General features: G+C 71.2%; 25 protein-coding genes. 16 read left to right on the top strand and 9 right to left on the bottom strand.

Features of this window, described 5'->3' with window-relative positions; all coding sequences use genetic code 11:
• Nucleotides 1-59 precede the first annotated feature (59 nt).
• From dnaK to FB563_RS13280, 4 genes are read left to right on the top strand one after another with little or no spacing between them, the layout of a single operon-like run.
• Complete coding sequence (gene dnaK, locus FB563_RS13295; RefSeq protein ID WP_055705133.1) at nt 60-1,907, top strand: molecular chaperone DnaK; 1,848 nt, start codon at nt 60-62, stop codon at nt 1,905-1,907.
• Entirely contained in the window at nt 1,907-2,569 is a 663-nt protein-coding gene (gene grpE, locus FB563_RS13290) for a nucleotide exchange factor GrpE (protein ID WP_055705132.1), read from the top strand. Before dnaK ends, grpE begins: the two co-directional genes overlap by 1 nt.
• A gap of 36 nt (nt 2,570-2,605) precedes the next feature.
• On the top strand, nt 2,606-3,778 hold the full coding sequence (gene dnaJ / locus FB563_RS13285; protein ID WP_055705131.1) for a molecular chaperone DnaJ: 1,173 nt from the start codon (nt 2,606-2,608) through the stop codon (nt 3,776-3,778).
• A gap of 5 nt (nt 3,779-3,783) precedes the next feature.
• Nucleotides 3,784-4,233: a heat shock protein transcriptional repressor HspR gene (locus FB563_RS13280; RefSeq protein WP_055705130.1), complete on the top strand. Its 450-nt coding sequence runs from the start codon at nt 3,784-3,786 to the stop codon at nt 4,231-4,233.
• Between the two features lie 81 nt (nt 4,234-4,314).
• Here FB563_RS13280 and FB563_RS43990 read toward each other — a convergent pair whose 3' ends face one another.
• Together FB563_RS43990 and FB563_RS43985 are read right to left on the bottom strand one after the other, a co-directional pair.
• On the bottom strand, nt 4,315-5,535 hold the full coding sequence (locus FB563_RS43990; RefSeq protein ID WP_234357645.1) for a fibronectin type III domain-containing protein: 1,221 nt from the start codon (nt 5,533-5,535) through the stop codon (nt 4,315-4,317).
• Entirely contained in the window at nt 5,460-6,317 is an 858-nt protein-coding gene (locus FB563_RS43985) for a PA14 domain-containing protein (RefSeq protein ID WP_234357644.1), read from the bottom strand. The genes FB563_RS43990 and FB563_RS43985 overlap by 76 nt, the downstream gene beginning before the upstream one ends.
• A gap of 295 nt (nt 6,318-6,612) precedes the next feature.
• Between FB563_RS43985 and FB563_RS13270 the strand changes: the two genes are divergently transcribed.
• Nucleotides 6,613-7,713, top strand: coding sequence for a sugar ABC transporter substrate-binding protein (locus FB563_RS13270; RefSeq protein ID WP_055705129.1), 1,101 nt, complete (start codon nt 6,613-6,615; stop codon nt 7,711-7,713).
• A 353-nt stretch (nt 7,714-8,066) separates the two neighbouring features.
• Nucleotides 8,067-9,113 carry a helix-turn-helix transcriptional regulator gene (locus tag FB563_RS13265; RefSeq protein WP_055705128.1) on the top strand — a complete coding sequence of 349 codons (1,047 nt, stop codon included), beginning with the start codon at nt 8,067-8,069 and terminating at the stop codon, nt 9,111-9,113.
• Here the strand turns inward: FB563_RS13265 and FB563_RS13260 are convergent.
• From FB563_RS13260 to FB563_RS13250, 3 genes are read right to left on the bottom strand one after another with little or no spacing between them, the layout of a single operon-like run.
• On the bottom strand, nt 9,076-10,065 hold the full coding sequence (locus FB563_RS13260) for a helix-turn-helix transcriptional regulator (protein ID WP_142218673.1): 990 nt from the start codon (nt 10,063-10,065) through the stop codon (nt 9,076-9,078). The two genes, FB563_RS13265 and FB563_RS13260, sit on opposite strands and share 38 nt — an antisense overlap.
• Entirely contained in the window at nt 10,062-11,060 is a 999-nt protein-coding gene (locus FB563_RS13255) for a helix-turn-helix transcriptional regulator (RefSeq protein ID WP_142218672.1), read from the bottom strand. Before FB563_RS13255 ends, FB563_RS13260 begins: the two co-directional genes overlap by 4 nt.
• A gap of 30 nt (nt 11,061-11,090) precedes the next feature.
• Nucleotides 11,091-12,074 carry a helix-turn-helix transcriptional regulator gene (locus FB563_RS13250; RefSeq protein ID WP_079048933.1) on the bottom strand — a complete coding sequence of 328 codons (984 nt, stop codon included), beginning with the start codon at nt 12,072-12,074 and terminating at the stop codon, nt 11,091-11,093.
• 154 nt (nt 12,075-12,228) lie between these two features.
• On the opposite strand from FB563_RS13250, the gene FB563_RS13245 reads away from it, so the two are divergent.
• A complete protein-coding gene (locus FB563_RS13245; protein WP_234357864.1) occupies nt 12,229-12,447 on the top strand; it encodes a hypothetical protein in 219 nt (72 codons plus the stop codon).
• On the top strand, nt 12,444-12,779 hold the full coding sequence (locus FB563_RS13240; protein ID WP_055707997.1) for a Rieske (2Fe-2S) protein: 336 nt from the start codon (nt 12,444-12,446) through the stop codon (nt 12,777-12,779). The genes FB563_RS13245 and FB563_RS13240 overlap by 4 nt, the downstream gene beginning before the upstream one ends.
• Before the next feature lie 158 nt (nt 12,780-12,937).
• On the opposite strand, the gene FB563_RS13235 is transcribed toward FB563_RS13240, so the two are convergent.
• Nucleotides 12,938-13,330 carry a pyridoxamine 5'-phosphate oxidase family protein gene (locus FB563_RS13235; RefSeq protein ID WP_055707998.1) on the bottom strand — a complete coding sequence of 131 codons (393 nt, stop codon included), beginning with the start codon at nt 13,328-13,330 and terminating at the stop codon, nt 12,938-12,940.
• 138 nt (nt 13,331-13,468) lie between these two features.
• Here FB563_RS13235 and clpB point away from each other — a divergent pair, with 138 nt between their 5' ends.
• Together clpB and FB563_RS13225 are read left to right on the top strand one after the other, a co-directional pair.
• Nucleotides 13,469-16,066 carry an ATP-dependent chaperone ClpB gene (gene clpB / locus FB563_RS13230; RefSeq protein WP_055707999.1) on the top strand — a complete coding sequence of 866 codons (2,598 nt, stop codon included), beginning with the start codon at nt 13,469-13,471 and terminating at the stop codon, nt 16,064-16,066.
• A 171-nt stretch (nt 16,067-16,237) separates the two neighbouring features.
• On the top strand, nt 16,238-16,777 hold the full coding sequence (locus tag FB563_RS13225; protein ID WP_055708000.1) for a type III secretion system chaperone family protein: 540 nt from the start codon (nt 16,238-16,240) through the stop codon (nt 16,775-16,777).
• Nucleotides 16,778-16,792: 15 nt separating this feature from the next.
• Here the strand turns inward: FB563_RS13225 and FB563_RS13220 are convergent, their stop codons facing one another.
• Together FB563_RS13220 and FB563_RS13215 are read right to left on the bottom strand one after the other, a co-directional pair.
• The gene (locus tag FB563_RS13220) at nt 16,793-17,986 is read right to left on the bottom strand and encodes a hypothetical protein (RefSeq protein ID WP_411573203.1); all 1,194 of its coding nucleotides are present in this window, start codon (nt 17,984-17,986) and stop codon (nt 16,793-16,795) included.
• Nucleotides 17,987-18,128: 142 nt separating this feature from the next.
• Nucleotides 18,129-18,500 carry a hypothetical protein gene (locus FB563_RS13215; RefSeq protein WP_055708001.1) on the bottom strand — a complete coding sequence of 124 codons (372 nt, stop codon included), beginning with the start codon at nt 18,498-18,500 and terminating at the stop codon, nt 18,129-18,131.
• Between the two features lie 62 nt (nt 18,501-18,562).
• Between FB563_RS13215 and FB563_RS13210 the strand changes: the two genes are divergently transcribed.
• Complete coding sequence (locus tag FB563_RS13210; RefSeq protein ID WP_055708002.1) at nt 18,563-19,024, top strand: MarR family winged helix-turn-helix transcriptional regulator; 462 nt, start codon at nt 18,563-18,565, stop codon at nt 19,022-19,024.
• Nucleotides 19,025-19,056: 32 nt separating this feature from the next.
• On the opposite strand, the gene FB563_RS13205 is transcribed toward FB563_RS13210, so the two are convergent.
• Complete coding sequence (locus FB563_RS13205) at nt 19,057-20,250, bottom strand: pyridoxal phosphate-dependent aminotransferase (protein WP_142218671.1); 1,194 nt, start codon at nt 20,248-20,250, stop codon at nt 19,057-19,059.
• Nucleotides 20,251-20,368: 118 nt separating this feature from the next.
• Here FB563_RS13205 and FB563_RS13200 point away from each other — a divergent pair, with 118 nt between their 5' ends.
• From FB563_RS13200 to FB563_RS13180, 5 genes are all read left to right on the top strand, one after another.
• Entirely contained in the window at nt 20,369-20,719 is a 351-nt protein-coding gene (locus FB563_RS13200) for a hypothetical protein (RefSeq protein WP_142218670.1), read from the top strand.
• 319 nt (nt 20,720-21,038) lie between these two features.
• Entirely contained in the window at nt 21,039-21,563 is a 525-nt protein-coding gene (locus tag FB563_RS13195; RefSeq protein ID WP_055708112.1) for a DUF2617 family protein, read from the top strand.
• A gap of 97 nt (nt 21,564-21,660) precedes the next feature.
• Nucleotides 21,661-23,298 carry a polyamine aminopropyltransferase gene (locus tag FB563_RS13190; RefSeq protein ID WP_055708111.1) on the top strand — a complete coding sequence of 546 codons (1,638 nt, stop codon included), beginning with the start codon at nt 21,661-21,663 and terminating at the stop codon, nt 23,296-23,298.
• Between the two features lie 54 nt (nt 23,299-23,352).
• Nucleotides 23,353-24,120: an SRPBCC domain-containing protein gene (locus FB563_RS13185; protein WP_055708110.1), complete on the top strand. Its 768-nt coding sequence runs from the start codon at nt 23,353-23,355 to the stop codon at nt 24,118-24,120.
• A gap of 50 nt (nt 24,121-24,170) precedes the next feature.
• Nucleotides 24,171-24,959, top strand: a complete 789-nt coding sequence (locus FB563_RS13180) for an aldose epimerase family protein (protein WP_055708109.1) — start codon at nt 24,171-24,173, stop codon at nt 24,957-24,959.
• Nucleotides 24,960-24,965: the final 6 nt, after the last annotated feature.

Here is a 24,965-nt window from a genome sequence, read left to right as displayed (position 1 = left end):
ACGCGAGCCGTCATGCACACTTGAGTCCGTTCCACTCAAGTCAGCTGGAGGAATCAACCATGGCACGTGCGGTCGGCATCGACCTGGGCACGACTAACTCCGTCGTCAGCGTTCTGGAGGGCGGCGAGCCCACCGTCATCACCAACGCCGAGGGCGCCAGGACCACGCCGTCCGTCGTCGCCTTCGCCAAGAACGGTGAGGTGCTCGTCGGCGAGGTCGCGAAGCGGCAGGCCGTCACCAACGTGGACCGGACCATCCGGTCCGTCAAGCGCCACATGGGCACCGACTGGAAGATCCAGCTCGACGGCAAGGACTTCAACCCGCAGCAGATCTCCGCGTTCATCCTGCAGAAGCTGAAGCGGGACGCCGAGGCCTACCTGGGCGAGAAGGTGACCGACGCGGTCATCACCGTCCCGGCGTACTTCAACGACTCCGAGCGTCAGGCGACCAAGGAGGCCGGTGAGATCGCCGGTCTGAACGTCCTGCGCATCGTCAACGAGCCGACCGCCGCCGCGCTGGCGTACGGCCTCGACAAGGACGACCAGACCATCCTCGTCTTCGACCTCGGTGGCGGCACCTTCGACGTGTCGCTGCTGGAGATCGGCGACGGCGTCGTCGAGGTGAAGGCCACCAACGGTGACAACCACCTCGGTGGTGACGACTGGGACCAGCGCGTCGTCGACTACCTGGTCAAGCAGTTCCAGTCCGGTCACGGCGTGGACCTGTCCAAGGACAAGATGGCCCTGCAGCGTCTGCGCGAGGCCGCCGAGAAGGCCAAGATCGAGCTGTCCTCCTCCACGGAGACCTCGATCAACCTGCCGTACATCACCGCGTCCGCCGAGGGCCCGCTGCACCTGGACGAGAAGCTCACCCGAGCCCAGTTCCAGCAGCTGACGGCCGACCTGCTGGAGCGCTGCAAGACGCCGTTCCACAACGTCATCAAGGACGCCGGCATCTCCATCAACGACATCGACCACGTCGTGCTCGTCGGTGGCTCCACCCGTATGCCCGCCGTCGCCGAGCTCGTCAAGGAGCTGACCGGCGGCAAGGAGGCCAACAAGGGTGTGAACCCGGACGAGGTCGTCGCCATCGGCGCCTCGCTCCAGGCCGGTGTCCTCAAGGGCGAGGTCAAGGACGTCCTGCTGCTCGACGTCACCCCGCTGTCCCTCGGCATCGAGACCAAGGGCGGCATCATGACCAAGCTGATCGAGCGCAACACGACCATCCCGACCAAGCGCTCGGAGATCTTCACCACGGCCGAGGACAACCAGCCGTCGGTGCAGATCCAGGTCTACCAGGGCGAGCGCGAGATCGCCGCGTACAACAAGAAGCTCGGCATGTTCGAGCTGACCGGTCTGCCGCCGGCGCCGCGCGGCGTCCCGCAGATCGAGGTCTCCTTCGACATCGACGCCAACGGCATCATGCACGTCACGGCGAAGGACCTCGGCACCGGGAAGGAGCAGAAGATGACCGTCACCGGCGGCTCCTCGCTCCCGAAGGAAGAGGTCGACCGCATGCGCGAGGAGGCCGAGCGCTACGCGGAGGAGGACCACAAGCGCCGCGAGGCCGCCGAGGCCCGCAACCAGGGCGAGCAGCTGGTCTACCAGACCGAGAAGTTCCTCAAGGACAACGAGGACAAGGTCCCCGGCGAGATCAAGACCGAGGTCGAGGCCGCGGTCGGCGAGCTGAAGGAAGCCCTCAAGGGCGAGGACACCGCCGAGATCCGCACCGCCACCGAGAAGGTCGCGGCCGTCTCGCAGAAGCTGGGCCAGGCCATGTACGCCGACGCCCAGGCCGCGCAGGCCGCGGGCGGTCCCGAGGGTGCCGCTCAGGGTGGCAAGGCCGCTGACGACGACGTCGTGGACGCCGAGATCGTGGACGACGAGCGCAAGGACGGTGCCGCGTAATGACGGAGGAGACCCCGGGCTTTGAGGAGAAGCCCGACGTCCCCTCCGGCGCGACCCCCGACGACGCCGAGCCGAAGGCCGCCCCCGAGGAGGGGGCGGCCCCGGCCGGGGACGGAAACGAGAGCGTGGGTCTGGTGGCCCAGCTGGACCAGGTGCGCACGGCGCTCAACGAGCGCACGCTGGACCTCCAGCGCCTCCAGGCCGAGTACCAGAACTACCGCCGCCGGGTCGAGCGCGACCGGATCGCGGTCAAGGAGATCGCCGTCGCGAACCTCCTGACCGAGCTCCTGCCCGTGCTCGACGACATCGGCCGCGCGCGGGAACACGGCGAACTGGTCGGCGGCTTCAAGTCGGTGGCCGAGTCGCTGGAGACCGTCGCGGCCAAGATGGGCCTGCAGCAGTTCGGCAAGGAGGGCGAGCCCTTCGACCCGACCATCCACGAGGCCCTGATGCACAGCTACGCGCCGGACGTCACCGAGACGACCTGCGTGGCGATCCTGCAGCCCGGGTATCGCATCGGCGAGCGCACCATCCGCCCCGCGCGGGTGGCCGTCGCCGAGCCGCAGCCGGGCGCGCAGACGGTCAAGGCCGAGGGCGCCGAGGACAAGTCCGAGGCGACGAAGGCCGACGACAAGGAGAACGGTGGCCCGGACGAGGGCTGACGTGAGGACCACTGAGGGGAAGGAGGGACGTCGGGGATGAGCACCAAGGACTTCATCGAGAAGGACTACTACAAGGTCCTCGGCGTCCCCAAGGACGCCACCGAGGCCGAGATCAAGAAGGCGTACCGGAAGCTCGCCCGCGAGTTCCACCCGGACGCCAACAAGGGCAACGCCAAGGCCGAGGAGCGCTTCAAGGAGATCTCCGAGGCGAACGACATACTCGGCGACCCCAAGAAGCGCAAGGAGTACGACGAGGCCCGCGCCCTGTTCGGCAACGGCGGGTTCCGCCCCGGGCCGGGCGCCGGCGGCTCCTTCAACTTCGACCTGGGCGACCTCTTCGGAGGCGGCGGGACCACCACCCAGGGCGGAGGCTTCGGGGGTGGACTCGGTGACGTCTTCGGGGGCCTGTTCAACCGCGGCGGCGCGGGTACGGCCCGTACCCAGCCCCGGCGTGGCCAGGACATCGACACCGAGGTCACGCTGAGCTTCACGGAGGCCATCGAGGGCGCCACGGTGCCGCTGCGGATGTCCTCCCAGGCGCCCTGCAAGGCCTGCTCCGGCACCGGCGACAAGAACGGCACACCGCGCGTGTGCCCGACCTGCGTCGGCACCGGCCAGGTCGCCCGGGGCTCCGGCGGCGGCTTCTCGCTCACCGACCCCTGCCCGGACTGCAAGGGCCGCGGGCTCATCGCCGAGCACCCCTGCATGGAGTGCAAGGGCAGCGGCCGCGCCAAGTCCTCGCGCACCATGCAGGTCCGCATCCCGGCCGGGGTGACCGACGGGCAGCGCATCCGGCTGCGCGGCAAGGGCGCGCCCGGCGAGCGGGGCGGACCGGCGGGCGACCTCTACGTGGTCGTGCACGTCGGCGCGCACCCGGTGTTCGGGCGCAAGGGCGACAACCTCACGGTGACCGTCCCGGTGACCTTCGCCGAGGCCGCGCTCGGCGGCGAGGTGCGGGTCCCCACCCTGGGCGGCCCGGCCGTCACCCTGAAGCTGCCCCCCGGCACGCCCAACGGCCGCACCATGCGTGCCCGCGGCAAGGGCGCGGTCCGCAAGGACGGCACCCGCGGCGACCTGCTGGTCACCGTCGAGGTGCGTGTGCCCCAGGACCTGTCGGGGAAGGCTCGTGACGCGCTCGAGGCGTATCGCGAGGCGACCGCGGGCGAGGATCCGCGGGCGGAGCTGTTCGAGGCCGCGAAGGGAGACTGAGAGAGATGGACGGCCGTCGACGTAACCCGTATGAACTGACCGAGGAGACCCCGGTCTACGTCATCTCGGTGGCGGCCCAGCTCTCCGGACTCCACCCGCAGACGCTGCGCCAGTACGACCGCCTGGGCCTGGTCTCCCCGGACCGGACCGCCGGGCGGGGCCGCCGTTACTCGGCCCGCGACATCGAACTGCTCCGCCAGGTGCAGCAGTTGTCGCAGGACGAGGGCATCAACCTGGCCGGCATCAAGCGCATCATCGAACTGGAGAACCAGGTCGCCGCGCTGCAGTCCCGCGTCGCGGAACTGGAAGCGGCCCTGGACGGCGCGGCGGCCGCGATGCAGCAGCGCGAGGCCGCCGTGCACGCCTCCTACCGGCGCGACCTGGTCCCGTACCAGGAGGTCCAGCAGACCAGCGCGCTGGTGGTGTGGCGGCCGAAGCGGCAGCAGCAGGACTGAGTGGAACACGGCGAAGGGGCCCGGAGGACGACCTCCGGGCCCTTTTCCGTGCCTCAGGTTCTGGGCCTCAGGTTCTGGGCCTCAGGCTGTGAGGCCGATCCGGAACACGTGCCCTCCGACCGGGTCCGACTCGGTGCCGTCGGCGTAGACGGCGGTGACCTTGTAGAAGACGGTGTCGGCCGCGGGCGCGGTGGTGTCCGTGTAGCCGAAGGAGCCGAAGCCGACGGGCGTGTCCGTCAGCCGCGCATAGGCGCCCGCGGAGCGGTCCCAGCGGTACACGAGGTACCCGGTCGGGGCGCCCTTCGGGTCGGCACCGTCGTGGAAGGCGTCGATCTCGGGGCCCTGGGCGGTGTCCTCGATCCGCACGCGCAGCGCGCCGGACTCCAAGGGGTAGGTCTCCGCCGGCATCTGGTCCAGCTCGGTGACCTCGACGGCGGACGAGGCGCCCGGATCCAGTGCGTTGCCGTCCCGGTCGACGGCCACGACGACGTACCGCAGGTGCTCGCCGTCGGGCAGGCTCACGTCCCGGTTCCTGGACCAGACCGTGCCGAACGGCATGCTGTCGGTGATGTCGGTGTAGGTCCAGGCGCCGTCGCGGTACACGCCCCGGTGGATCTCGTAGTGGTCCACGTCGTCGGCGGGGCTGTCGTCCCAGTCGAGCAGGACGCCGTTGCCCTGAGGGGTGGCGGTCAGCCCGGTCACGGCGGGCGGGGGCGTGTAGTCGCCGATGTGCTGGACGGTGACGGGGGCGGAGCGGGGGGCGCTGTTGCCCGCGTCGTCCATGGCCTGGACTGCGTAGGTGTGCGTGGAGGAGCGCTCGATGTCGGTGTCCTGGTAGGAGGCGGCGGCCACCCGGGCGATCTCCTCGCCGTCCCGGTAGACGACGAAGCGCGAGATGTCGCCGCTCCCGGGGCCCCACGCCCAGCTCAGGTCGACGCCGCGCTCGCCGTCGACGGCCTTCACCTCCGGGACGTAGGTGGGCGGTGTCTCGTCCCGGGTGAAGTACTGCGAGGCGGCCGAGGGGGCCGACTCGTTGCCCGAGGTGTCGACGGCGGTGACGACGTAGAAGAAGGACCCGCCGGTCTGCGGGGGCCGGTCGGTCCACCACGTGGAGTGCACGAGGGTGTCGCCGCTCACCAGGTTGTCGCGGGTCACCGTGACCGGCCACGACGTGGAGCGGTGGACCCGGTAGCCGGCGAGGTCGGGCTCGGTGTTCTGGCGCCACGTCAGCGTGACCTCGCGGACCGGGTCCATGGACCAGCCCGTGTCGGCGGCGGGCGCGGCCGGTGCGGTGGTGTCCACGGTGGTGACGGGCTGGTCGGCCGTGCCCGAGGACTCGTTGCCCGCCTTGTCGTAGGCGCGGACCTCGTAGTAGTAGGTGGCGCCGTCGCGGGCGGGGTGTCGGTGTACGTGGTGGAGGTGGTCGTGGCCAGTGGCCGGCCGGGGTACGAGGTGCCCTTCAGCCGCCGGTAGACGCGGTAACCGGCGAGGTCCAGCTCGGCGTTCCTCGCCCAGCCGATCCGGGTCTTGCCGGTCGCGGAGTCGTAACGGACCGAAGTCCCCGTCGGTACCAGGGGCTTGACCGTGTCGACGGTGGCGGAGGTGCGCGGGGTGTAGCCGAACTTCACGCTCGCCGCGCCGGTCCAGTTGACGTAGTCGAGCCGCAGGGTGTGCTTGCCGGACGGGACGGTGACGTTGACGGTCCTCGCCCGCGTGCCCGAGGTGTTGGACCACAGGTCGACCTTGCGGACGCCGTCCAGGTACACGCGGATGCCGTCGGTCCCGGAGGCGGCGAAGGAGAAGGGCCCGCCGGAGCCGAAGTCCCGGGTGACGGTCCAGCGGACGCCGAAGTTGTCCCTTGGCAGCCCCGAGGCGGGTGCGCCGGTCCAGCTCTGGTCGATGACGGAGTCGCAGTCCGTCTTCTTCGGTGTGCCGGAGAACGTGGTGTTCGCGTAGAACGTGCGCTTGTACACCGGCGAGGCGCACGTCGTCGCGGCGGTGACGGACAGGGCGGCCGCGTTCAGCAGGGTGCCGGCGGTGGCGAGTACGACGGCTGTCGCGGTCGCGCGTCTGGCTGGGTTCATTCGGTCCTCTGCTCGAGTCGGGGAAGCGGCGCACGGCTGCCGGTGATCACGACTCGCCGGGAACCCGGTTGGTTGTACCGGTCTTTGCCGATCCATGAACCGCCCTTGAATGGAGGGTCCGTAAAGAGTGTTTGGAGGTGATTCCGCCGCCCCTTCACAGAGTCAGCTGAGCGTGGTGTTGCGGACTCGTTAAGTAGTTCTTCTTGACGGCGGGTGTGGCGTCCGCGTTGTCTTTTCAGACACCTGGGTCGTATAGCTGCCCTACGTCCGGAACGCACCTGAAGTGAGCCCTCGAATGCGTCGTATCGCCATATCCGTGGCCGCATCCACGATGACCCTCTCGCTCGCCGGCTGCGGCGTGCTGGGAGCGACGGGGAGCGGCGCGAGCGCGAGCCCGAGCAAGGGCGACGACATCACGGTGGGCCTGCTGCTGCCGGAGAAGGCGAACACCCGTTACGACAGGTTCGACTACCCCATCATCAAGAGCAAGGTGGCCGAACTGACGGGCAAGAAGGGCAAGGTCGAGTACGCCAACGCCGACGCGGACGCCTCCCGGCAGGCCTCGCAGATGCAGAAGATGATCGACGAGAAGGTCGACCTCATCATGGTCGACGCGGTGGACGCGCACTCCATCGCCGACGAGGTGAAGAAGGCCAAGGACGCGGGCATCCCGGTCATCGCCTACGACCGTCTCGCCGAGGGCCCGATCGACGCCTACGTCTCCTTCGACAACGAGCTCGTCGGCGAGGTGCAGGGCCGCACGCTGCTGGAGGCCCTCGGCTCCGACACCTCCAGCAAGGTCGTCATGGTGAACGGCTCGCCCACCGACCCGAACGCCAAGCAGTTCAAGCAGGGCGCGCTCTCCGAGCTGACCGGCAAGGTGACGATCGCGGAGACGTACGACACCACGGACTGGAAGCCGGAGCTCGCCGAGACCGAGATGGCCAAGGCCATCGCCGCGCTCGGCAAGAACAACATCGCCGGCGTCTACGCCGCCAACGACGGCATGGCGGGCGGCGTCATCAAGGCCCTGAAGGCCGCCGGTGTCACCAGCCTTCCCCCGGTCACCGGCCAGGACGCCGAACTGGACGCGGTCCAGCGGATCGTGGCCGGCGAGCAGTACATGAGCGTCTACAAGGCCTACCCGGACGAGGCCGAAGCCGCGGCGCAGATGGCCGTCGCCAAGGTCCAGGGCAAGGACATCCAGTTCGACGCGCTCACCCAGGAAAAGGTCGACAGCCCCACCACCAAGAGCATCCCGGCCAAGCTGATCCAGCCGGTCGCCCTGACCAGGAGCAACATCAAGTCCACGGTCGTCGCGGACGGCATCTACACCGTGGGCGACATCTGCACGGCCAAGTACAAGGCGGCGTGCTTGGCGATCGGCCTGAAGTAGGGCACGTCCCCGGGCCCTGGGGTCGGCGACCCCCGGGGCCCGGGTCCCTTCCCGGCGGGGAGCCCACCGCATCACCCCCGTGGACGCGGTGCGACCGCCCTGCGGCTTTCCCGGCGAGCGTCACCGTGTCCGGTGATCCGGTGACACCCGGGGAAGGTGTGACCAACGATGCCGTGACGCGGTCCGCCCCACCACCATCAGCTTGTTGCAATGCGAAGGGCGGAGCCTGGGCGATACCAGGACATAACGGTGTTTTGTGGCAGCCCTGTTGTGGTGAGCCGTGTTGCGGACCCGGTCGCCGCCGCGCATAGTTGCGCTGCGGAAGTGGCAGCACACCGGGGGTGAAATGGGCGATGGCCGGGCGCGGGGCGGAGCAGCATCCACACGGCGCCGACCGACTGTGCGCGGCCGGCGACCGGGTCTATTCCCGGGCCGTACGCCGGGGGCGTGTGCCGCGCACTGACGCCGAGGCGGTGCCCTGTCTGCTGGAGCTGGCCCTGCTGCACCCCGACCCCGACGACATGGACTGGCTGGTGCCGACCTCCCCGCAGGAGGTCATGACCAGGCTGCTGCGCGGGGTCTACGACGAGGTCAGCGCGAGCCAGCGGCGGGTGGGCTCGGCGGTGGCCGCCTTCGAGTGGTACGCCGGACTCGGCCGCCGGCTCGGCGCGCTCGCCGCGCCGGCCGAGGGCAGTGCGATCCGGGTGCTGGACGGGCTCTCCCGGATCCAGGCCGCGATGGACGAGGCGACCGAGGCGTGCACGACCGAGGTGCTCACCGTGCAGCCCGGCGGCATCCGGCGGGAGGCGGAGCTGACCGAGGGGCTGCACCGGGCGCTGGCCCTGCGCGGCCGCGGCGTGCGCATGCGCGACCTGTACACGCACGTGGCCCGCCACGGCCAGGGCCTGCTCAACTACCTGGAGCTGATGGGCGACACGGTGGAGGCGCGCACCCTGGACGAGGTGATCGACCGGCTCATCCTCTTCGACCGCACGGTGGCCTTCATCCCCGCCAACGCCGACCGCACGATGGCCCTGGAACTGCGTCACCCGGCCCTCGTGGAGTACCTGGTCACCGTCTTCGAACGCCTCTGGCGCCTGGCCATCCCGCTCACCGCCCCCCTCCCCGACACCGGCATCGAGGGCATCTCGCACCGCGAGCAGTCCATCGCCGCGCTGCTCGCCGAGGGCCACCAGGACGCGGTGATCGCCGAGCGGCTCGGCATCAGCGTGCGCACCTGCCGCGCCCATATCGCCCGGCTGTCGGAGACCCTGGGCGCGGCCAGCCGTACCCAGCTGGGCGTCCGGATCGCCCAGGTCGGCCTGGACGGCCACCGCGGGTCAGGGCTGCCGGCCGGCGCGCTCACGGCTCCTGATCGAGGATCCCCGAGCGTGCGATGAGATAGCCCAGCTGGGCCCGGCTGTCGCTGCCGAGGGTGGCGGCGAGCTTGGCGATGTGCAGCCGGGCGGTGCGGATGTTCATGCCGAGGCGGTCGGCGATGACGGCGTCGGTGTGACCCTCGACGAGGAGGGCGGCGATGGCGCGCTGGCGGGGCGTGACGCCGTTCACCGACGGCGGCCGCACCGCCTCCGGGAACATCGGCGTGGCCAGCCGCCACAGCCGCTCGAAGGTCGTGACGAAGTACTTGATCAGCGCCGGGTGGCGGACCTCCAGGGCGAGGGTGCCGTCGTCGTCGGCCGGCAGGAAGGCGACCTTGCGGTCGATGACGATGAGCCGGTCCGGCACCTCGTCGAGGCTGCGGGCCTCGGTGTCGCCGCGCCGGAAGTGCTCCAACGGGCCGTACACCTCCGGCACATGGCGCAGGGTGTGCTGGTAGAGGGTGCGGATCCGGCCGCCGCGGTCCAGCAGCGCCTGATCGCGCCCGAAGGCGGTGTCGCGGGCCACCTCGCCGCGCCGGCCGGTGAGGCCGGCGTGCGGCTGGATGGTCAGGGACTCCTCCGTGGCGTCGACCATCGCGTCCGTGATGGCCTGGTTGATCTGCTCGGTGCCGCTGAGCAGCCGCAGCATCGCCGGTTCGGTGCCGGTGCCGGGCGTCTGCCGTACGTCCGTCCGCAGCAGCCGCCCGAACCGCTCCACCAGCCGGTCCTCGCGCCGCCGTTCCTCGGCGACCCGTGCCGCCGAGGCGCGCAGCAGCCGGTGCAGGGCCGCGGTCGGCGGGACCGGTTCGAGCAGTCCGACGTCGTCCAGGGCCGGGTGGAGCAGCCCGAAGTCGGTCAGGCAGGGCACATCGGCGGCGTCGCCGACGGGTATCCGCCCCTCCCGCAGGGCCCGCTCGTACACCTCCTCCCCGGCGGCGCACAGCTCCTCCACCCCGTGCTCCCGGTGCTTCACCGGCTCACCTCCCCCTGCTGGTCGAGGATGCCGGACCGCCCGATGAGATAGCCGAGCTGAGCGCGGCTGTCGCTGCCGAGGGCGGCGGCGAGCTTGGCGATGTGCAGCCGGGCGGTACGGACGTTCATGCCGAGCCGGTCGGCTATGGCGGCGTCGGTGTGTCCCTCGACCAGGAGGGCGGCTATGGCGCGCTGGCGGGGCGTGACGCCGTTCGGGGCGGGGGGCTGGGCGGCCTCGGGGTACATGGGGGTGGCCAGGCGCCAGAGGCGGTCGAACGTCGTGAGGAAGAAGGAGAGCAGGGCGGGGTGGCGCACCTCGAGGGCGAGTGAGAGATCCGGCTTCGCCGGTACGTAGGCGACGGTCCGGTCCACGACGAGCAGCCGGTCCGTCACCTCGTCCAGGGTTCGCGCCTCGACATCGCCGTGCAGGAGCTCGTAGCGGGCGCGGACCGAGGGGGCGTGGCGCAGCGTGTGCTGGTAGAGGGTGCGGATGCGGCCCCCGCGGTCCAGCAGCGCCTGGTCACGGGCCAGGGCCATGGCGCGGCGCTCGGGGGAGATGCGGAGGTGGCTGGTGTGCGGCTGGATGGCGAGGAGCTCGCTGGAGGCTTCGGCCAGGGCCTGGTTGAGGGCGCCGTTGATCCGCTCCAGCCCGCTGAGGACGCGGAGCGTCGGGGTGTCCGTGTCCTGGACGAGCCGGTCGTCGAGCCGCAGGAGTGGCTCGAAGGTCTCGGCCAGCCGTTCCCCGCGCCGCCGTTCCTCCGCGACACGGTCGTCGGACGCCCGCAGCAGTCGGCGCAGCGCGACGGCGGGCGCGACGGGCTCCAGCAGGCCGAGGTCGCCGACGCCGGGATGCAGCAGTCCGAAGTCCACCAGACATGGAGCCGGTACGACGTCCTCGGCGCGGATGCTGCCTTCCCGTACCGCCCGCTCGTACAGCAGTGCCCCGGCGGCACACAGGTCTTCCATGCCGTGTTCGGGGTGCGGTGATCCGTTCACCGCAACCTTGTCCTGTCCCCGCCCCACGCTTCAGCTGTCCCGGTCGAGAATGCCGGACTGGGCGATGAGGAAGCCGAGTTGGGCCCGGCTGCCGCTGCCCAGGGCGGCGGCGAGCTTGGCGATGTGGGCCCGGCAGGTGCGCACGTTCATGCCGAGCCGGCGGGCGATCGCCTCGTCGACATGGCCCTCGATGAGCAGCTTCGCTATGGACCGCTGGACGCCGGTGATGCCCTCGGGGGTGGACTCGTAGGGCACCTCCTCCATCAGCGGGGTGGCCCGCTGCCAGAGCTGTTCGAAGACCTTGATGAGGTACTGCACGAGACCCGGGTGGCGCAGCTCCAGGGCGATCTGCCGGTCGTCCTGGGCGGGGATGAAGGCGACCGTCGTGTCGCAGATGATCAGCCGCTCGATCAGCTCCTCGAGGGTGCGGATCTCGACCTTGGCGCCCGCCATCTGGTCCATGTACGCGTAGGTGCTCTGACTGTGCCGCACGGTGTGCTGGTACAGGGTCCGCATGGAGATGCCCCGCTCGATCAGGGGCTTGCTGCGCTTGAGCGCCTGGCTGAGGATGTGCTCCGGCCGGCTGCCTCCGGGCTGCACGGTCAGGACCTCGGTGCGGGCCTCGGCGATCGCCACGTCGAGCGCCGCGTGGATGCGGTCGATGCCCTCCAGCACGGTGATCGCGTGCGTGGTCGCCGGTTTCTGGGCACTGATGTCCAGGAACGGCTGGAAGGTGTCCGCGAGTTCGATGGTGGCGCGGCGCCGGTCCTGGATCTCGCGTTCCAGGGGCTGCAGTTGCTGGGCGAGCACGACGGACGGAGGAACCGGGCGCAGCCAGCCCGGGTCGTCCGGATCCGGGTGGAGCAGGGCGAACTCGAGCAGACAGGGCGTGTTCTCGGCCTCGTCCCGGGAGATACGTCCGGAACTGAGAGCACTGGCGTAGAGACGCGCACCGTCGGCACACAGGTCTGTGATGCCGTGAGGATGTGTCGGTTTTGTGCGCTTACTTGGCAAATCTCCACCCCCCAGGGTCCTGAACGTGCAGGAACATGATGCATCTCCTGTGTGGCATTGACGTGCCTGAATGAGCCATCGTCTTGTCAGACGGGGGAGAGGAAGCCATCAAGTGAGGACGAAGCCGACCATGAAAAAGAGAATGCTTCGCTCGGTGCTTGCCACTGCCTTCGTAGTCGCGCTGGCCAGCGGTGCGGCTGGTCCTCTTGACGTCGGCTGGGGCAGCCCGACCAAGACCGAGCACACTTCGGCCCAGGACGTCGGCTGGGGTGTCGTGGCCGGCGCCGGCCCCACGGATGTCGGCTGGGACGTCGCGGCCGGTGGCAGCCCGACGGACGTCGGCTGGTCGACTCCGGCGGACGCGGCAGCATGACCACCCCACCCGACGACCGCTCCTTCCGCCGCGAAATGGCCACGGCCTACCGTTCCGGCTGGCACTTCATCGACCTGGTCACCGCCATCCCCCACAGCGGCGACTCGTTGATGGTGACCGTGTTCGGTGAGCCGGTCGTCGTGACGCGGGACGAGGACGAGGACGTGCGGGCGTACCGGTGTCTGCGCAAGCCGCGTGGCGCGCCCCAACCGGTGCGGTGTGCCATCCGGTACGGAATGATCTTCGTGAACCTCGACCAGCGCGACCACCGGCTCGCCGAGCCGACGGACCAGGACCTGAGGACCATCTCAGCCACCCCCCGCAGTGCCTGACGCGATTCCCCCGTCGTAAAAGATCGCTCAGGTGCTTCCCCCCGCAGCGGCGTCACCGTGACCTGAACACGGTGACGCCGCTGCAGTTTTCTGGGGACATTCCATGGCATTTCCTGGTATGGGCCCGCTTCCAGGGTGGCTGAAAGTTTTCGGCCGTCTCAGCCGTTCCCCATGGCCCGCTCCACTGCTATCTCGATCACCACGCGCGCGGGATTCGGCCTCGGAGTCCGCTCGTAGCGCTCGGCGTAGCGCCGTACCGCCTCCGCCACGCGCTCCGGCTCCGTCCGTACCCGCGCCCGGCCCTCCAGCGTGGCCCAGCGCCGGCCGTCCACCTGGCACACCGCGACCCGGGCGCCCTCGGGCCCGGCCGCGCGCACATGTTCCGCCTTCGCGCTGGTCCCGCTGGTGATCACCCTGGCCACCCCGGCCTCCGCGTCGTACGTCACCCCCACCGGCACCACGTGCGGGCTGCCGTCGGGGCGGAGTGTCGTCAGGGTGCACAGGTGCCGTTCTCGCCAGAACGCCAGGTACTGCTCGGAGTGGATCGCCATGTCCGCAACCTAGTCCCCGGGGGACGCCCCGCCCACTTCCCTCCTGTTCCCCCTTTACTTGAGCGGAATAGACTCAACTTTGTGTACGCTGATTAAGTCAGCAGTGGAAGAGTGCGGCCGAGGAGGAGAACGGACGACGTGGACGCCGAGCTGACCAACAGGAGCCGGGACGCGATCAACGCGGCGAGCAACCGTGCCGTGACCGAGGGGCACCCGGACCTCACCCCCGCTCACCTGCTGCTGGCTCTGCTCCAGGGGCAGGACAACGAGAACATCACCGACCTGCTCGCGGCCGTGGAGGCCGACCAGGCCGCCGTACGCGCGGGCGCCGAGAAGATCCTGGCCGGGCTGCCCAGCGTGACCGGATCCACCGTCGCGCCCCCGCAGCCCAACCGCGAGCTGCTGGCCGTGATCGCCGACGCCGGCGAGCGCGCCAGGGAACTGGGCGACGAGTACCTGTCGACCGAGCACCTGCTCATCGGCATCGCCGCGAAGGGCGGCCGGGTCGGCGAGCTGCTCGCACAGCAGGGCGCCGATGCCAAGAAGCTGCTGGAGGCCTTCAAGAAGGCCAGGGGAGGACGCCGCGTGACCACCGCCGACCCCGAGGGCCAGTACAAGGCCCTGGAGAAGTTCGGCACCGACTTCACCGCCGCCGCCCGCGAGGGCCGGCTCGACCCGGTCATCGGACGGGACCAGGAGATCCGGCGGGTCGTCCAGGTGCTGAGCCGCCGCACGAAGAACAACCCCGTCCTCATCGGTGAGCCCGGCGTCGGCAAGACCGCCGTCGTCGAGGGGCTCGCCCAGCGGATCGTCAAGGGCGACGTGCCCTCCTCGCTGAAGGACAAGCGGCTGGTCGCGCTCGACCTCGGGGCGATGGTGGCCGGCGCCAAGTACCGCGGTGAGTTCGAGGAGCGGCTGAAGGCCGTCCTCGCCGAGATCAAGGACTCCGACGGGCAGATCATCACGTTCATCGACGAGCTGCACACCGTCGTCGGCGCCGGTGCCGGCGGCGACTCCGCCATGGACGCGGGCAACATGCTCAAGCCCATGCTGGCCCGCGGCGAACTGCGCATGGTCGGCGCCACCACCCTGGACGAGTACCGGGAGCGGATCGAGAAGGACCCCGCGCTGGAGCGGCGCTTCCAGCAGGTGCTGGTCGCCGAGCCGACCGTCGAGGACACCATCGCCATCCTCCGTGGCCTGAAGGGCCGCTACGAGGCCCACCACAAGGTCCAGATCGCGGACTCGGCGCTGGTCGCGGCGGCCACCCTCTCCGACCGCTACATCACCTCCCGCTTCCTGCCCGACAAGGCCATCGACCTCGTCGACGAGGCCGCCTCCCGCCTGCGCATGGAGATCGACTCGTCCCCCGTCGAGATCGACGAACTCCAGCGCGCCGTCGACCGGTTGAAGATGGAGGAGCTGGCGATCGCCAAGGAGACCGACCCGGCCTCCGTCGCCCGCCTGGAGAAGCTGCGCCGCGACCTCGCCGACAAGGAGGAGGAGCTGCGGCACCTCACCGCCCGCTGGGAGAAGGAGAAGCAGTCCCTCAACCGGGTCGGCGAGCTGAAGGAGAAGCTGGACGACCTGCGTGGCCAGGCCGAACGCGCCCAGCGCGACGGCGACTTCGACACCGCGGCCAAGCTGCTGTACGGCGAGATCCCGCAGCTGGAGAAGGAGCTGGAGGCCGCCTCCGAGGCCGAGGAGGAGGCCGCCAGGGACACGATGGTCAAGGAGGAGGTCGGCTCCGACGACATCGCCGACGTCGTCGCCGCATGGACCGGCATCCCGGCCGGCCGCCTGCTGGAGGGCGAGACGCAGAAGCTGCTGCGCATGGAGGACGAGCTGGGCAAGCGGCTCATCGGCCAGACCGAGGCCGTACGCGCGGTGTCGGACGCCGTACGCCGCTCCCGCGCCGGGATCGCCGACCCCGACCGGCCCACCGGTTCCTTCCTCTTCCTCGGTCCGACCGGTGTCGGAAAGACCGAACTCGCCAAGGCGCTCGCGGACTTCCTCTTCGACGACGAGCGGGCCATGGTCCGCATCGACATGTCGGAGTACGGCGAGAAGCACAGCGTGGCCCGGCTGGTCGGCGCGCCCCCCGGCTACGTCGGCTACGAGGAGGGCGGCCAGCTCACCGAGGCCGTCCGCCGCCGCCCGTACTCCGTCATCCTCCTGGACGAGGTGGAGAAGGCCCACCCCGAGGTCTTCGACATCCTGCTCCAGGTGCTGGACGACGGCCGCCTGACGGACGGTCAGGGCCGCACGGTCGACTTCCGCAACACCATCCTGGTGCTCACCTCCAACCTGGGCAGCCAGTTCCTGGTCGACCCGACGACGAGCGAGGCGGAGAAGAAGGAGCAGGTCCTGGAGGTGGTCCGGACGTCCTTCAAGCCGGAGTTCCTCAACCGCCTCGACGACCTGGTGGTCTTCTCCGCCCTGACCAAGCCCGAGCTGGAGCGGATCGCGCAGCTCCAGATCGGCCGCCTGGGCAAGCGGCTCGCCGAGCGGCGCCTGACCCTGGACGTCACCCCTCAGGCGCTGGCCTGGCTCGCGGAGGAGGGGCTCGACCCGGCCTACGGCGCCCGCCCGCTGCGCCGCCTCGTCCAGACCGCCATCGGCGACCGCCTCGCCAAGGAGATCCTCGCCGGCGAGATCAAGGACGGCGACACGGTCCGCGTGGACCGCTTCGGCGAGGGGCTGCTGGTGGGTCCGGCGACGGGGAAGACGCTGTGACGCTCACACGGTGAACGCGGCGAAGCGTACGAGGGCCTGGCCGGGGCCCTCGTACGTCACGTCGAGCAGCCGGAATCATGTCAGCCAAAGGCGGACAGGCGGCGTCGGGGCTTGCACCCCCCCTCCCCCCGTGAGGGAGGATGGCGGAATCCGCATGAAGGGAAATACACGGTGAGCATCGACCCGTCCTCGATTCCGAACTTCGGGGGCCAGCCCGAACCGCAGCCCCAAGGACCGGCGGGCCCCGTCGTCCCGGATCAGGACCTCGTGAAGCAGCTCCTCGACCAGATGGAGCTGAAGTACGTCGTCGACGAGGAGGGTGACCTCGCGGCTCCGTGGGAGCAGTTCCGTACGTACTTCATGTTCCGCGGGGAGGCCGAACAGGCCATCTTCTCGGTGCGGACGTTCTACGACCGCCCCCACAAGATCGACGAGAAGCCGCAGCTGCTGGAGTCCGTCGACGACTGGAACCGCCGCACCCTGTGGCCCAAGGTGTACACCCACACCCACGACGACGGCACCGTCCGGCTGATCGGCGAGGCCCAGATGCTGATCGGCACGGGCGTCGACATCAACCACTTCGTCTCCTCGACCGTCAGCTGGGTGCGGGCCGCGATCGAGTTCGACCGCTGGCTCGTCGAGCAGCTCGGCCTGGAGCAGGAGGTCAACGAGGCGGACAAGCCCGAGAACCCCGAGGACGACGGCGAGTAGGCCGCGTCCCGGCGCCTACAGCGGTGCCTGCGCGTACACCACGAGGTACGCGCCGTAGACATGACTGAGCCCGGCCAGGGCCGCGACCAGCACGGTCGCGTGCCAGGGCCGGGCTCTCGCCGTGCGCGCCAGCCCCTGGGCCAGCGGCAGCAGCAGCGGGAACGCCGGCAGCAGAAACCGCGGCTTGGACTCGAAGAACCCCGACCCGCCGAGCGCGATCAGCAGCAGCACCCCGCTGAACACCAGCAGCGGCAGCGGAGCGCGGTCCAGCAGCAGCAGTGCGTACAGCACCGTCGCGGCCGCGACCAGGACCAGCGCCATCGGGAACACGAACCGGCTGCCGTGCAGCAGCATCGCCCGCAGGAACTGCAGCGAGCCGTACCCGAAGTCGAACGTCGACCCCCACAGCCGCTGCACCTCGAAGTAGCCGCCGAACAGATCGCCCTTGCGCCGCCCGACCCACAGCACATACGCCGTCCAGCCCAGCGGGGCGAGCGCCGCGCCCGTCCACAGCCTGTGGGAAACCCTTCCGCGACGCCGCCACACCTCGGCTCCGGCCGCGGCCAGCACCGCGGCGGCGACCGCGAACCCGTTCGGCCGGGCCAGCCCCGCGCCCGCCGCCAGCGCGCCCGCCCACACCCACTTCCCGGCCAGCAGCGCATACAGCGACCAGGCCGCGAACGCGGCCAGCACCGGCTCGGTGTACGCCATCGACAGCACCACCGAGTGCGGCAGCAGCCCCCACAGCAGCACCAGCGCGATACCGGTGGACCGGCCGTGCAGCCGGGAGCCGACCGCGTGGATCCCGGCGGCGGCCACGGCGGCCGCGGTCCATGAGATCAGCAGTCCGGCGATGCCGCCGCCGACCGGGGCCAGCGCGGTCACCGCCCGCAGCAGCGCCGGGTACAGGGGGAAGAACGCCAGGTCGCTGTGCGGGTCCGGGTCGGGGGAGGGCAGGTTGTGACCGTAGCCGTGTGCCGCGATGCCGAGGTACCAGATCGAGTCCCAGGACCGGCCGAGCAGGGTCAGGGGGTGCCGGCCGGCGACGTGCGCGACGAGGGCGAGCACGGTGACCCCGGTGAGCCGGACCCCGAGGAAGAGCCCCACGGCGACCCCGCCCGCCCGCACGAGAGGCGGCCCGGTGCGGTCGCGCGGCGTCGGCTTGGCCGCGGTTACGGGCGGGGCGAGGGCGGTGCTGGCGTGGGTCACACCTGAGCACCCTGCAAGGGCGGCGCCGCCGAAGCGAGCAGGTGCCTCCGAGGGCGGTACGGGTTCACCTGTGTCGAGTAAGCGGCGGAGCGCCGTCGGGCCGGCGGTCCGGCGTGCGTTCGGGGGCGTCGTGGCTGGTCGTTCAGTGCGTGCGGAACCACCACGCCGACGCGAGGTGCAGCACACCGAGGAGCCCGGCGCAGACGGCCATGCCCTTGTTGCGCAGCTGTACGCCGATCGCGCAGTCGCCGGTCTGGGCCAGGCCGGCGATGGCGAGGACGGGTGCGACGGTGGACCGGTCGCCCAGGACGAACAGGGCGAGGGTGACGGCGGCGAGGGGGATCGCCCGGGCTCCGTAGGCGTTCGCGTAGAGATGTGTGCCGCCGTTGACGGTCATGCCCTGGGGCAGGGCGAGGCCGGGCCTGATCATTCCGGCGATGCAGAAGCCGGCCGAGACGAGGGAGGCGAGGCCGTTGGTGACCATGAGGACGGCCTCGACGGTGGACGAGTTCACAGTTACGTCTCCCCGTGAATCATTCTTACCGTGAATGGTTTTTTGAAGTTATCATTCGCGGCATGAGCGATGTCAATGGCGCGACGGCCGGCGATGCCCCGGGTCTGGCCTCGACCGTGGTGTTCAGACTCGGCACCCTCGGCACGGTGGTCACCGACCGGTTCACCCGGGAGATCGAGGGGCTCGACCTCAAGCCCAAGCACGTCGGCCTGATGGCCGCGCTCAGCCGTGCCGCCGTGGCCTCCCAGCAGGAACTCGCCGCGCGGATGGGCGTCGCGCCCAGCCTGATGGTGTCGCTGGCCGACCACCTGGAGGGTCTCGGCGCGGTCCGGCGGGTCCGGGATCCGCGGGACCGCCGACGGCAGGCACTGACGCTCACCGAGGAGGGGCGGGACCTGCTGGACCGCTGCACGTCCCTCGCGCGGACCCTGGACGAGGAGCTCGTGGCCGGCCTGACGGAGGAGCAGCGCAAGGCGCTGGAGGAGGCGCTGCGCGTGCTCGCGCACCGCGCCGGCCTGCCGTGACGCGCGGCTGGCCGGCCCGCCGTGACGCGCCGCTAGCCCTTCCGCAGCCCGGTCAGTCGCTCGGCCGCCTCCCGCAGCACCTCCTCGCGCTTGCAGAACGCGAACCGTACGAACGGCGCCCCCGCCTCCCGGTCGTCGTAGAACACGGCGTTGGGGATGGCCACGACGCCGGCCCGTTCCGGCAGGGTGCGGCAGAAGGCGAAGCCGTCCTTCTCGCCGAGCGGGCGGATGTCGGTGGTGATGAAGTAGGTGCCGGCCGGCCGGAAGACCTCGAAGCCCGCCTCCGTCAGGCCCTGCGCGAGGATGTCCCGGCGGGCCAGCATGGACCGGCGGAACTCCTCGAAGTAGGCGTCGGGCAGGGCGAGCGCCTCGGCGACCGCGTACTGGAAGGGGCCCGAGGAGACGTACGTCAGGAACTGCTTCACCGAGCGGACCGCGCTCACCAGCTCCGGCACGGCCGTGACCCAGCCGACCTTCCACCCGGTGAAGGAGAACGTCTTGCCGGCCGAGCCGATCGTCACCGTGCGCTCGCGCATCCCGGGGAAGGACGCGAGCGGCAGATGCCCGGCGTCGTCGAAGACCAGGTGCTCGTAGACCTCGTCCGTGACCACCAGCAGGTCCCGCTCGACCGCCAGCTCGGCGATCGCCGCCAGCTCCGCGCGCGTGAGGACCGTACCGGTCGGGTTGTGCGGGGTGTTGATCAGCAGCAGCCGGGTGCGGTCGGTGACGGCGGCGCGCAGCTCGTCCAGGTCCAGGCGGAAAGAGCCCTCGTGCGGGCGCAGGGTCACCGGCACGCGCGTGCCGCCCGCCATGGCGATGCTCGCCGCGTAGGAGTCGTAGTACGGCTCCAGGGCCACGACCTCGTCGCCCGGCTCCACCAGTGCCAGCAGCGCGGCCGCGATCGCCTCCGTCGCGCCCGCCGTGACCAGCACCTCGGTGTCGGGGTCGTGGCTCAGCCCGTAGCGGCGCTGCTGGTGCGCGGCGATCGCGGTGCGCAGCTCCGGGATGCCCGGCCCCGGCGGGTACTGGTTGCCGCGGCCGTCGCGCAGTGCCCGTACGGCCGCCTCCCTGACCTCCTCCGGGCCGTCGGTGTCGGGGAAGCCCTGGCCCAGGTTGATCGACCCGGTCGACAGGGCGAGCGCGGACATCTCGGCGAAGATCGTCGTCCCGAACTCGGCGAGCCGGCGATTGAGGTGAGGGCGTGCGCTGGAGGTCATGGCGGCCATCCTGCGCCCAAGCTCTGGAGTTCCTCAACTCCGCTTTGAGCCCCGAGACGGCCGGGCATCTGCCGGGCACCGCGGTCCACGGTGGGCCGCTTCGGGGGAACGGAAGGAGGGTGACGCCATGGTCGTCGGCATCATCTTCATCCTGGTCGTGGCCGCTTTCGTGACCGTCATGGCACGGGCGGGCGCGCGGAGCGGGAACCGGCAGCGCAAGGTGGCGCTCGGCAAGCGCGGTCGCGGCCGGTCGGGGTCGTACCGCTCGTCCTCGTCCTCGTCGTACGACGGCAGCGGCAGCTGGTGGGCGGGCGGCGTCGACTCCGGTTCGTCGGGCGGGCACCACGGGGGTCACCACGGCGGCCACTCCTGCGGTGGGGGCCATTCCTGCGGGGGCCACTCCTCCTGCGGCGGAGGTTCGTCCTGCGGCGGGGGTTCGTCGTGCGGCGGCGGGGGCGGATGCGGGGGAGGCAGCTGACACGGGGCGGCCGGGCTCACGGGGGAACGGGTCCCAGCCACCGCACGCGGGCGCCCGCCGGGCAGGAACAGCCGGCGGGCGCCCGCCGTCCTTTCCGCGCCCCGGCGCACGCCATGGTTGAACAGTTGAGCAAAGGAGCCCTCTGAGGGATGGAAACCCCACGAAGTTGGGTAAAAACGAGGTGGGGGCGCCTCTGTTCATGATTCCCTCTAAACCGCCAACGCAGCCCCTCGGACGTCCCTGAGACTCCCGCCCCGGCCGAGCCGGCTGGGCTGACATGGCCGATCTCCCCCTCATCGCGTGTTAGCGGAGCCGATCCATGCTCACGACCCTGAACACCTCCTACACCGATACGCGGGCTGCCGACCTGGCCTGGGCCCTGGGACGCGAGCCGCTGCCGGCCCTGGCCACCCTCGACCTGGAACTCACCGGTGCGAAGCTCCAGTTGAGACTGCTCGGCGCGTCCCACCAGGTGCTGCTGGACGAGGAGCGCGGCCGCTGTTCGGAGACGGTCGCCTGCATCCCCGGCTCCAGCACCCCGCTGCCGCTCGGCGTCGCCAAGCGCGTCGGCGACTGGGAGTACGAGTTCGCCGCACGCGTCGAGGTGCTCACCCCCGGCTCGTTCGAGGGTCGCGCCCAGGAGTTGCTGGCCCTCGTCTCGGACCACCCGCACGGCCTCGCCGGCGTCTTCCCGGGCAGCCCGCACGCCTTCACCGCGATGCTGGCCCAGCGCCACGAGGGCCAGGTGCACTGGCGTACCTGGCACGCCTACCCGCAGGACGGGCAGTTGGTGGCGACCCGGACCCGGGTCGGGGTGCGGGTGCCGTCCGCACAACTGCGCTGAGCACGCCGTGAGGAGATAAACCCGCCGACGTCAACTGCCTCCAGATCCACACGTGTGGGTGACGAAGCGTACCGAGCATGTGACGTAACGTCGCAGAGTGATCGAACCGCACGCTCCCGCGCCCCCGGGTTGCCAGCCGTCCTGGACAGCCCCCGCCCGGCTGCCCGTCCGGCCCGGCACCGGGCGGTTCCTGGTCCTCGTGTGCGTCTTCGTCTGCGCGGCCTGCGGGCTCGTGTACGAACTCGAACTCGTCGCGTTCGCCTCGTACTTGATGGGCGACTCGGTCACCCAGGCCTCCGTCGTGCTGTCCGTGATGGTGTTCGCGATGGGCATCGGCTCCCTCGGCGCCAAGCGGCTGCGCTGGCATGCGGCCGCGGGCTTCGGCGCGATCGAGACCCTCCTCGCGCTGGTCGGCGGATGCAGCGCGATGGCGCTGTACGCCGTCTTCGCCTGGACCGGCGGCTGGGGCGGGGTGTGGGCCGAGGGCCCGCGCTGCCTGCTGGTCGCCTTCTCCCTCGCCATCGGCCTGCTCATCGGCGCCGAGGTCCCGCTGCTGATGGAGCTGATCCAGCGCATCCGCCGGCAGGACGCGGGCGGCGCGGTGGCCGACCTGTTCGCGGCGGACTACGTCGGCGCGCTGGTCGGCGGCCTGGCCTTCCCCTTCCTTCTCCTGCCCGTCCTCGGCCAGTTGACGGGCGCCCTGCTCACCGGCACGGTCAACGTCGTCGCGGGCGGCGCCCTGGTCCTCGGTCTCTTCCGCCGCGACCTCACCCGCCGGGCCCGCTGGACCCTGCTCCTGGTCGGCCTCACCGTCCTCGGCGTCCTCGCCTCCGCCGCGGCCCTCGCCGACGAGTTCGAACGCGCCGCCCGGCACGCCGTCTACGGCAAGGACGTCCGGGTCGCCGAACAGACCGACGTCCAGGAGGTCGTCCTCGCCGGCGGCACCGACGGCAAGCCCCTCGACCTCTTCCTGGACGGCCGGCTGCGCGTCGGCGGCCGCGACGAACGCCGCTACCACGAGGCCCTCGTCCACCCGGCCATGTCCGGCGGCCCGCACGCGCGCGTGCTGATCCTCGGCGGCGACGACGGCCTGGCCGCCCGCGAGGTCCTGCGCCGTCCCGGCGTGCGCCGCCTCGACATCGTCGAACTCGACCAGGGCCTGCTCGACCTGGCCCGGCACGACCCCGGCCTCGCGGCCGTCAACGGCCACGCCTACGACGACCCCCGCGTCCGCACCACCACCGCCGACGCGCTCGGCTGGCTGCGCCGCGCACCCCCCGCCCGGTACGACGTGGTGATCGCCGACCTCCCCGACCCCGGCATCACCGCCAGCACCAAGCTGTACTCCCAGGAGTTCTACGGCCTGGCCCGCCGCGTCCTCGCCCCCGGCGGCCGGCTCGTCGTCCACGCCGGATCCGTCACCGCCCGCCCCCGTGTCTTCTGGACGGTCGCCGCGACCCTGCGCGCCGCCGGCTTCGCCGGCTCCCCTTACCGGGTCCTCGGCCGCGACTCCGGCTTCCCGGCCGGCCCCGACCGCTCGGCGGGCGCGTCCGAGGCCCCGCCCGACTGGGGATTCCTGCTGGCGAGCCCGGGAGTCACCCCCCCACCGCTGCGACTGACCGCCGTGCCCCTGCGCACCCTGACGCAGGCGGACCTGACGGCGGACGCGCGGGCGGCGGAGCGGACCCGGACCGGCGGGCTGCCCGCGTCGACGCTGGTGCATCCCCGGTACTGACGAGCCGGTCAGGCGGGGGTGATTTCCGGTCACACCTGGGTAGGCTCACCGGACATGGAGCACCAGGTCTTCGTCCCGGTCCCGACCGAGCCGCTCAGAGCCGCCCTCGCCGACCCCGCGCGCGTCGCCCGCGCGGTCCCCGGCCTGCAACAGGACGCCGGTGCCGACCCCGTCGCCGGACGCCTGAAGCTCCGCGTGGGCGGACACTCGGTCACCTACCGGGGTACGGCCCGCGTCGTCGCCCGCGCCGACGGCACGTACGCCGTCGAGGCCGACGCCACCGAGGCCCGCGGCACCGGCGCCGTGAAACTCGCCCTCACCCTGCGCCTCGCGGACACCGAGGGCGGTACGACGGTCACGGTCGAGGGCACGGCCGACGCGGACGGCCGTGTCGCGGAGCTGCCACCGGACGCGGTGCACGCGGCGCTGACCCGCCTGCTGAACCGTTTCGTGGAGAACCTGGCGACGCCCCAGGAGGAGCCGGAGCGGGAATCCCGGCCGGCACCCGAGACCGAGGCCGACCACACCTCGGTGTTCGACACCGAGATCCCCCCACCGTCCCTGGACCCGGCCGCCGACCGTCTCTCCGACGACTTCGCCGACACCGGCGAGCCCCCCGCCGAGGCCGCCCACGCCCGCCGCACGATGATCGGCCGCAGCGCGGAGGAGGTCGACCATGCCCCGCCACGGGGTCGTTACGCACCGGTTCCGGCACCCCAGACGGTCACCGCGACGTCCGCGCTGCGCTGGGCCGCACCGGCGGCGGCACTGGTGGTGGCGTCGGCGATCGTCGTCAGCAGGGCACTGCGCAAACGCCGCTGAGCGCCCCTCGGCCGGAGTCCGGACCGATCTCCCCCAAGTACTGTCTTCCTGTGAGTAACGAAGACATCACGCTGACCGCAGGCACCGCGGAGGTACGCGTCAGCCCCGCCCATGGCGGCCGTATCAGCAGCCTCAAGGTGGGCGAGCTGGAACTGCTGAGGCAAGGGCACCGCTACGGCTGCTTCCCGATGGTGCCCTGGTGCGGCCGCATCAAGGACGGACGCTTCCTGGACGGAGGCACCGTCCGCCAGATGCCGCTCAACTCCCCGCCCCACGCCATCCACGGCACCACCCGCGACGGCGCCTGGCGCACCGCGCGCGTCTCGGACAGCGAGGCGGTGATCACGTACGACCTGGTCGACCCCTGGCCGCACCCCGGCCGCGTCACCCAGGTCGTCACGCTCGCCGAGGACAACCTGACGCTGACGATGTCGGTGGAGGCGCGGGACGACTCCTTCCCGGCGCAGATCGGCTGGCACCCCTGGTTCAACCGGAGTCTGGGCGGCGAAGACGTGACGCTCGACTTCGAGCCCGCCTGGCAGGAGGAGCGCGGGGAGGACCATCTGCCCACCGGCAACCGGATCGACCCGAAGCCCGGCCCCTGGGACGACTGCTTCGGCATGCCCGGCGGCGTCGACGTCACCCTCACCTGGCCGGGGCGGCTGGAGCTGAAGGTGGCCAGCCGCGAGGAGTGGGTGGTCGTCTACGACGAGCAGGCCGAGGCCGTCTGCGTGGAGCCCCAGACCGGCCCGCCCAACGGCCTGAACACCCACCCGCGCCTGGTCACCCCGCTGGAGCCGCTGGAGGCGACGACGACCTGGAGCTGGCGGCGCCTTTAAGCTGGT

Origin of the sequence: Streptomyces puniciscabiei (genome assembly GCF_006715785.1) — a bacterium.
In the GTDB taxonomy this organism is placed as follows: Bacteria; Actinomycetota; Actinomycetes; order Streptomycetales; family Streptomycetaceae; genus Streptomyces; species Streptomyces puniciscabiei.
The sequence above is the reverse complement of the archived record's forward strand: the minus strand, read 5'-3'. Positions and strand labels throughout refer to the sequence as shown.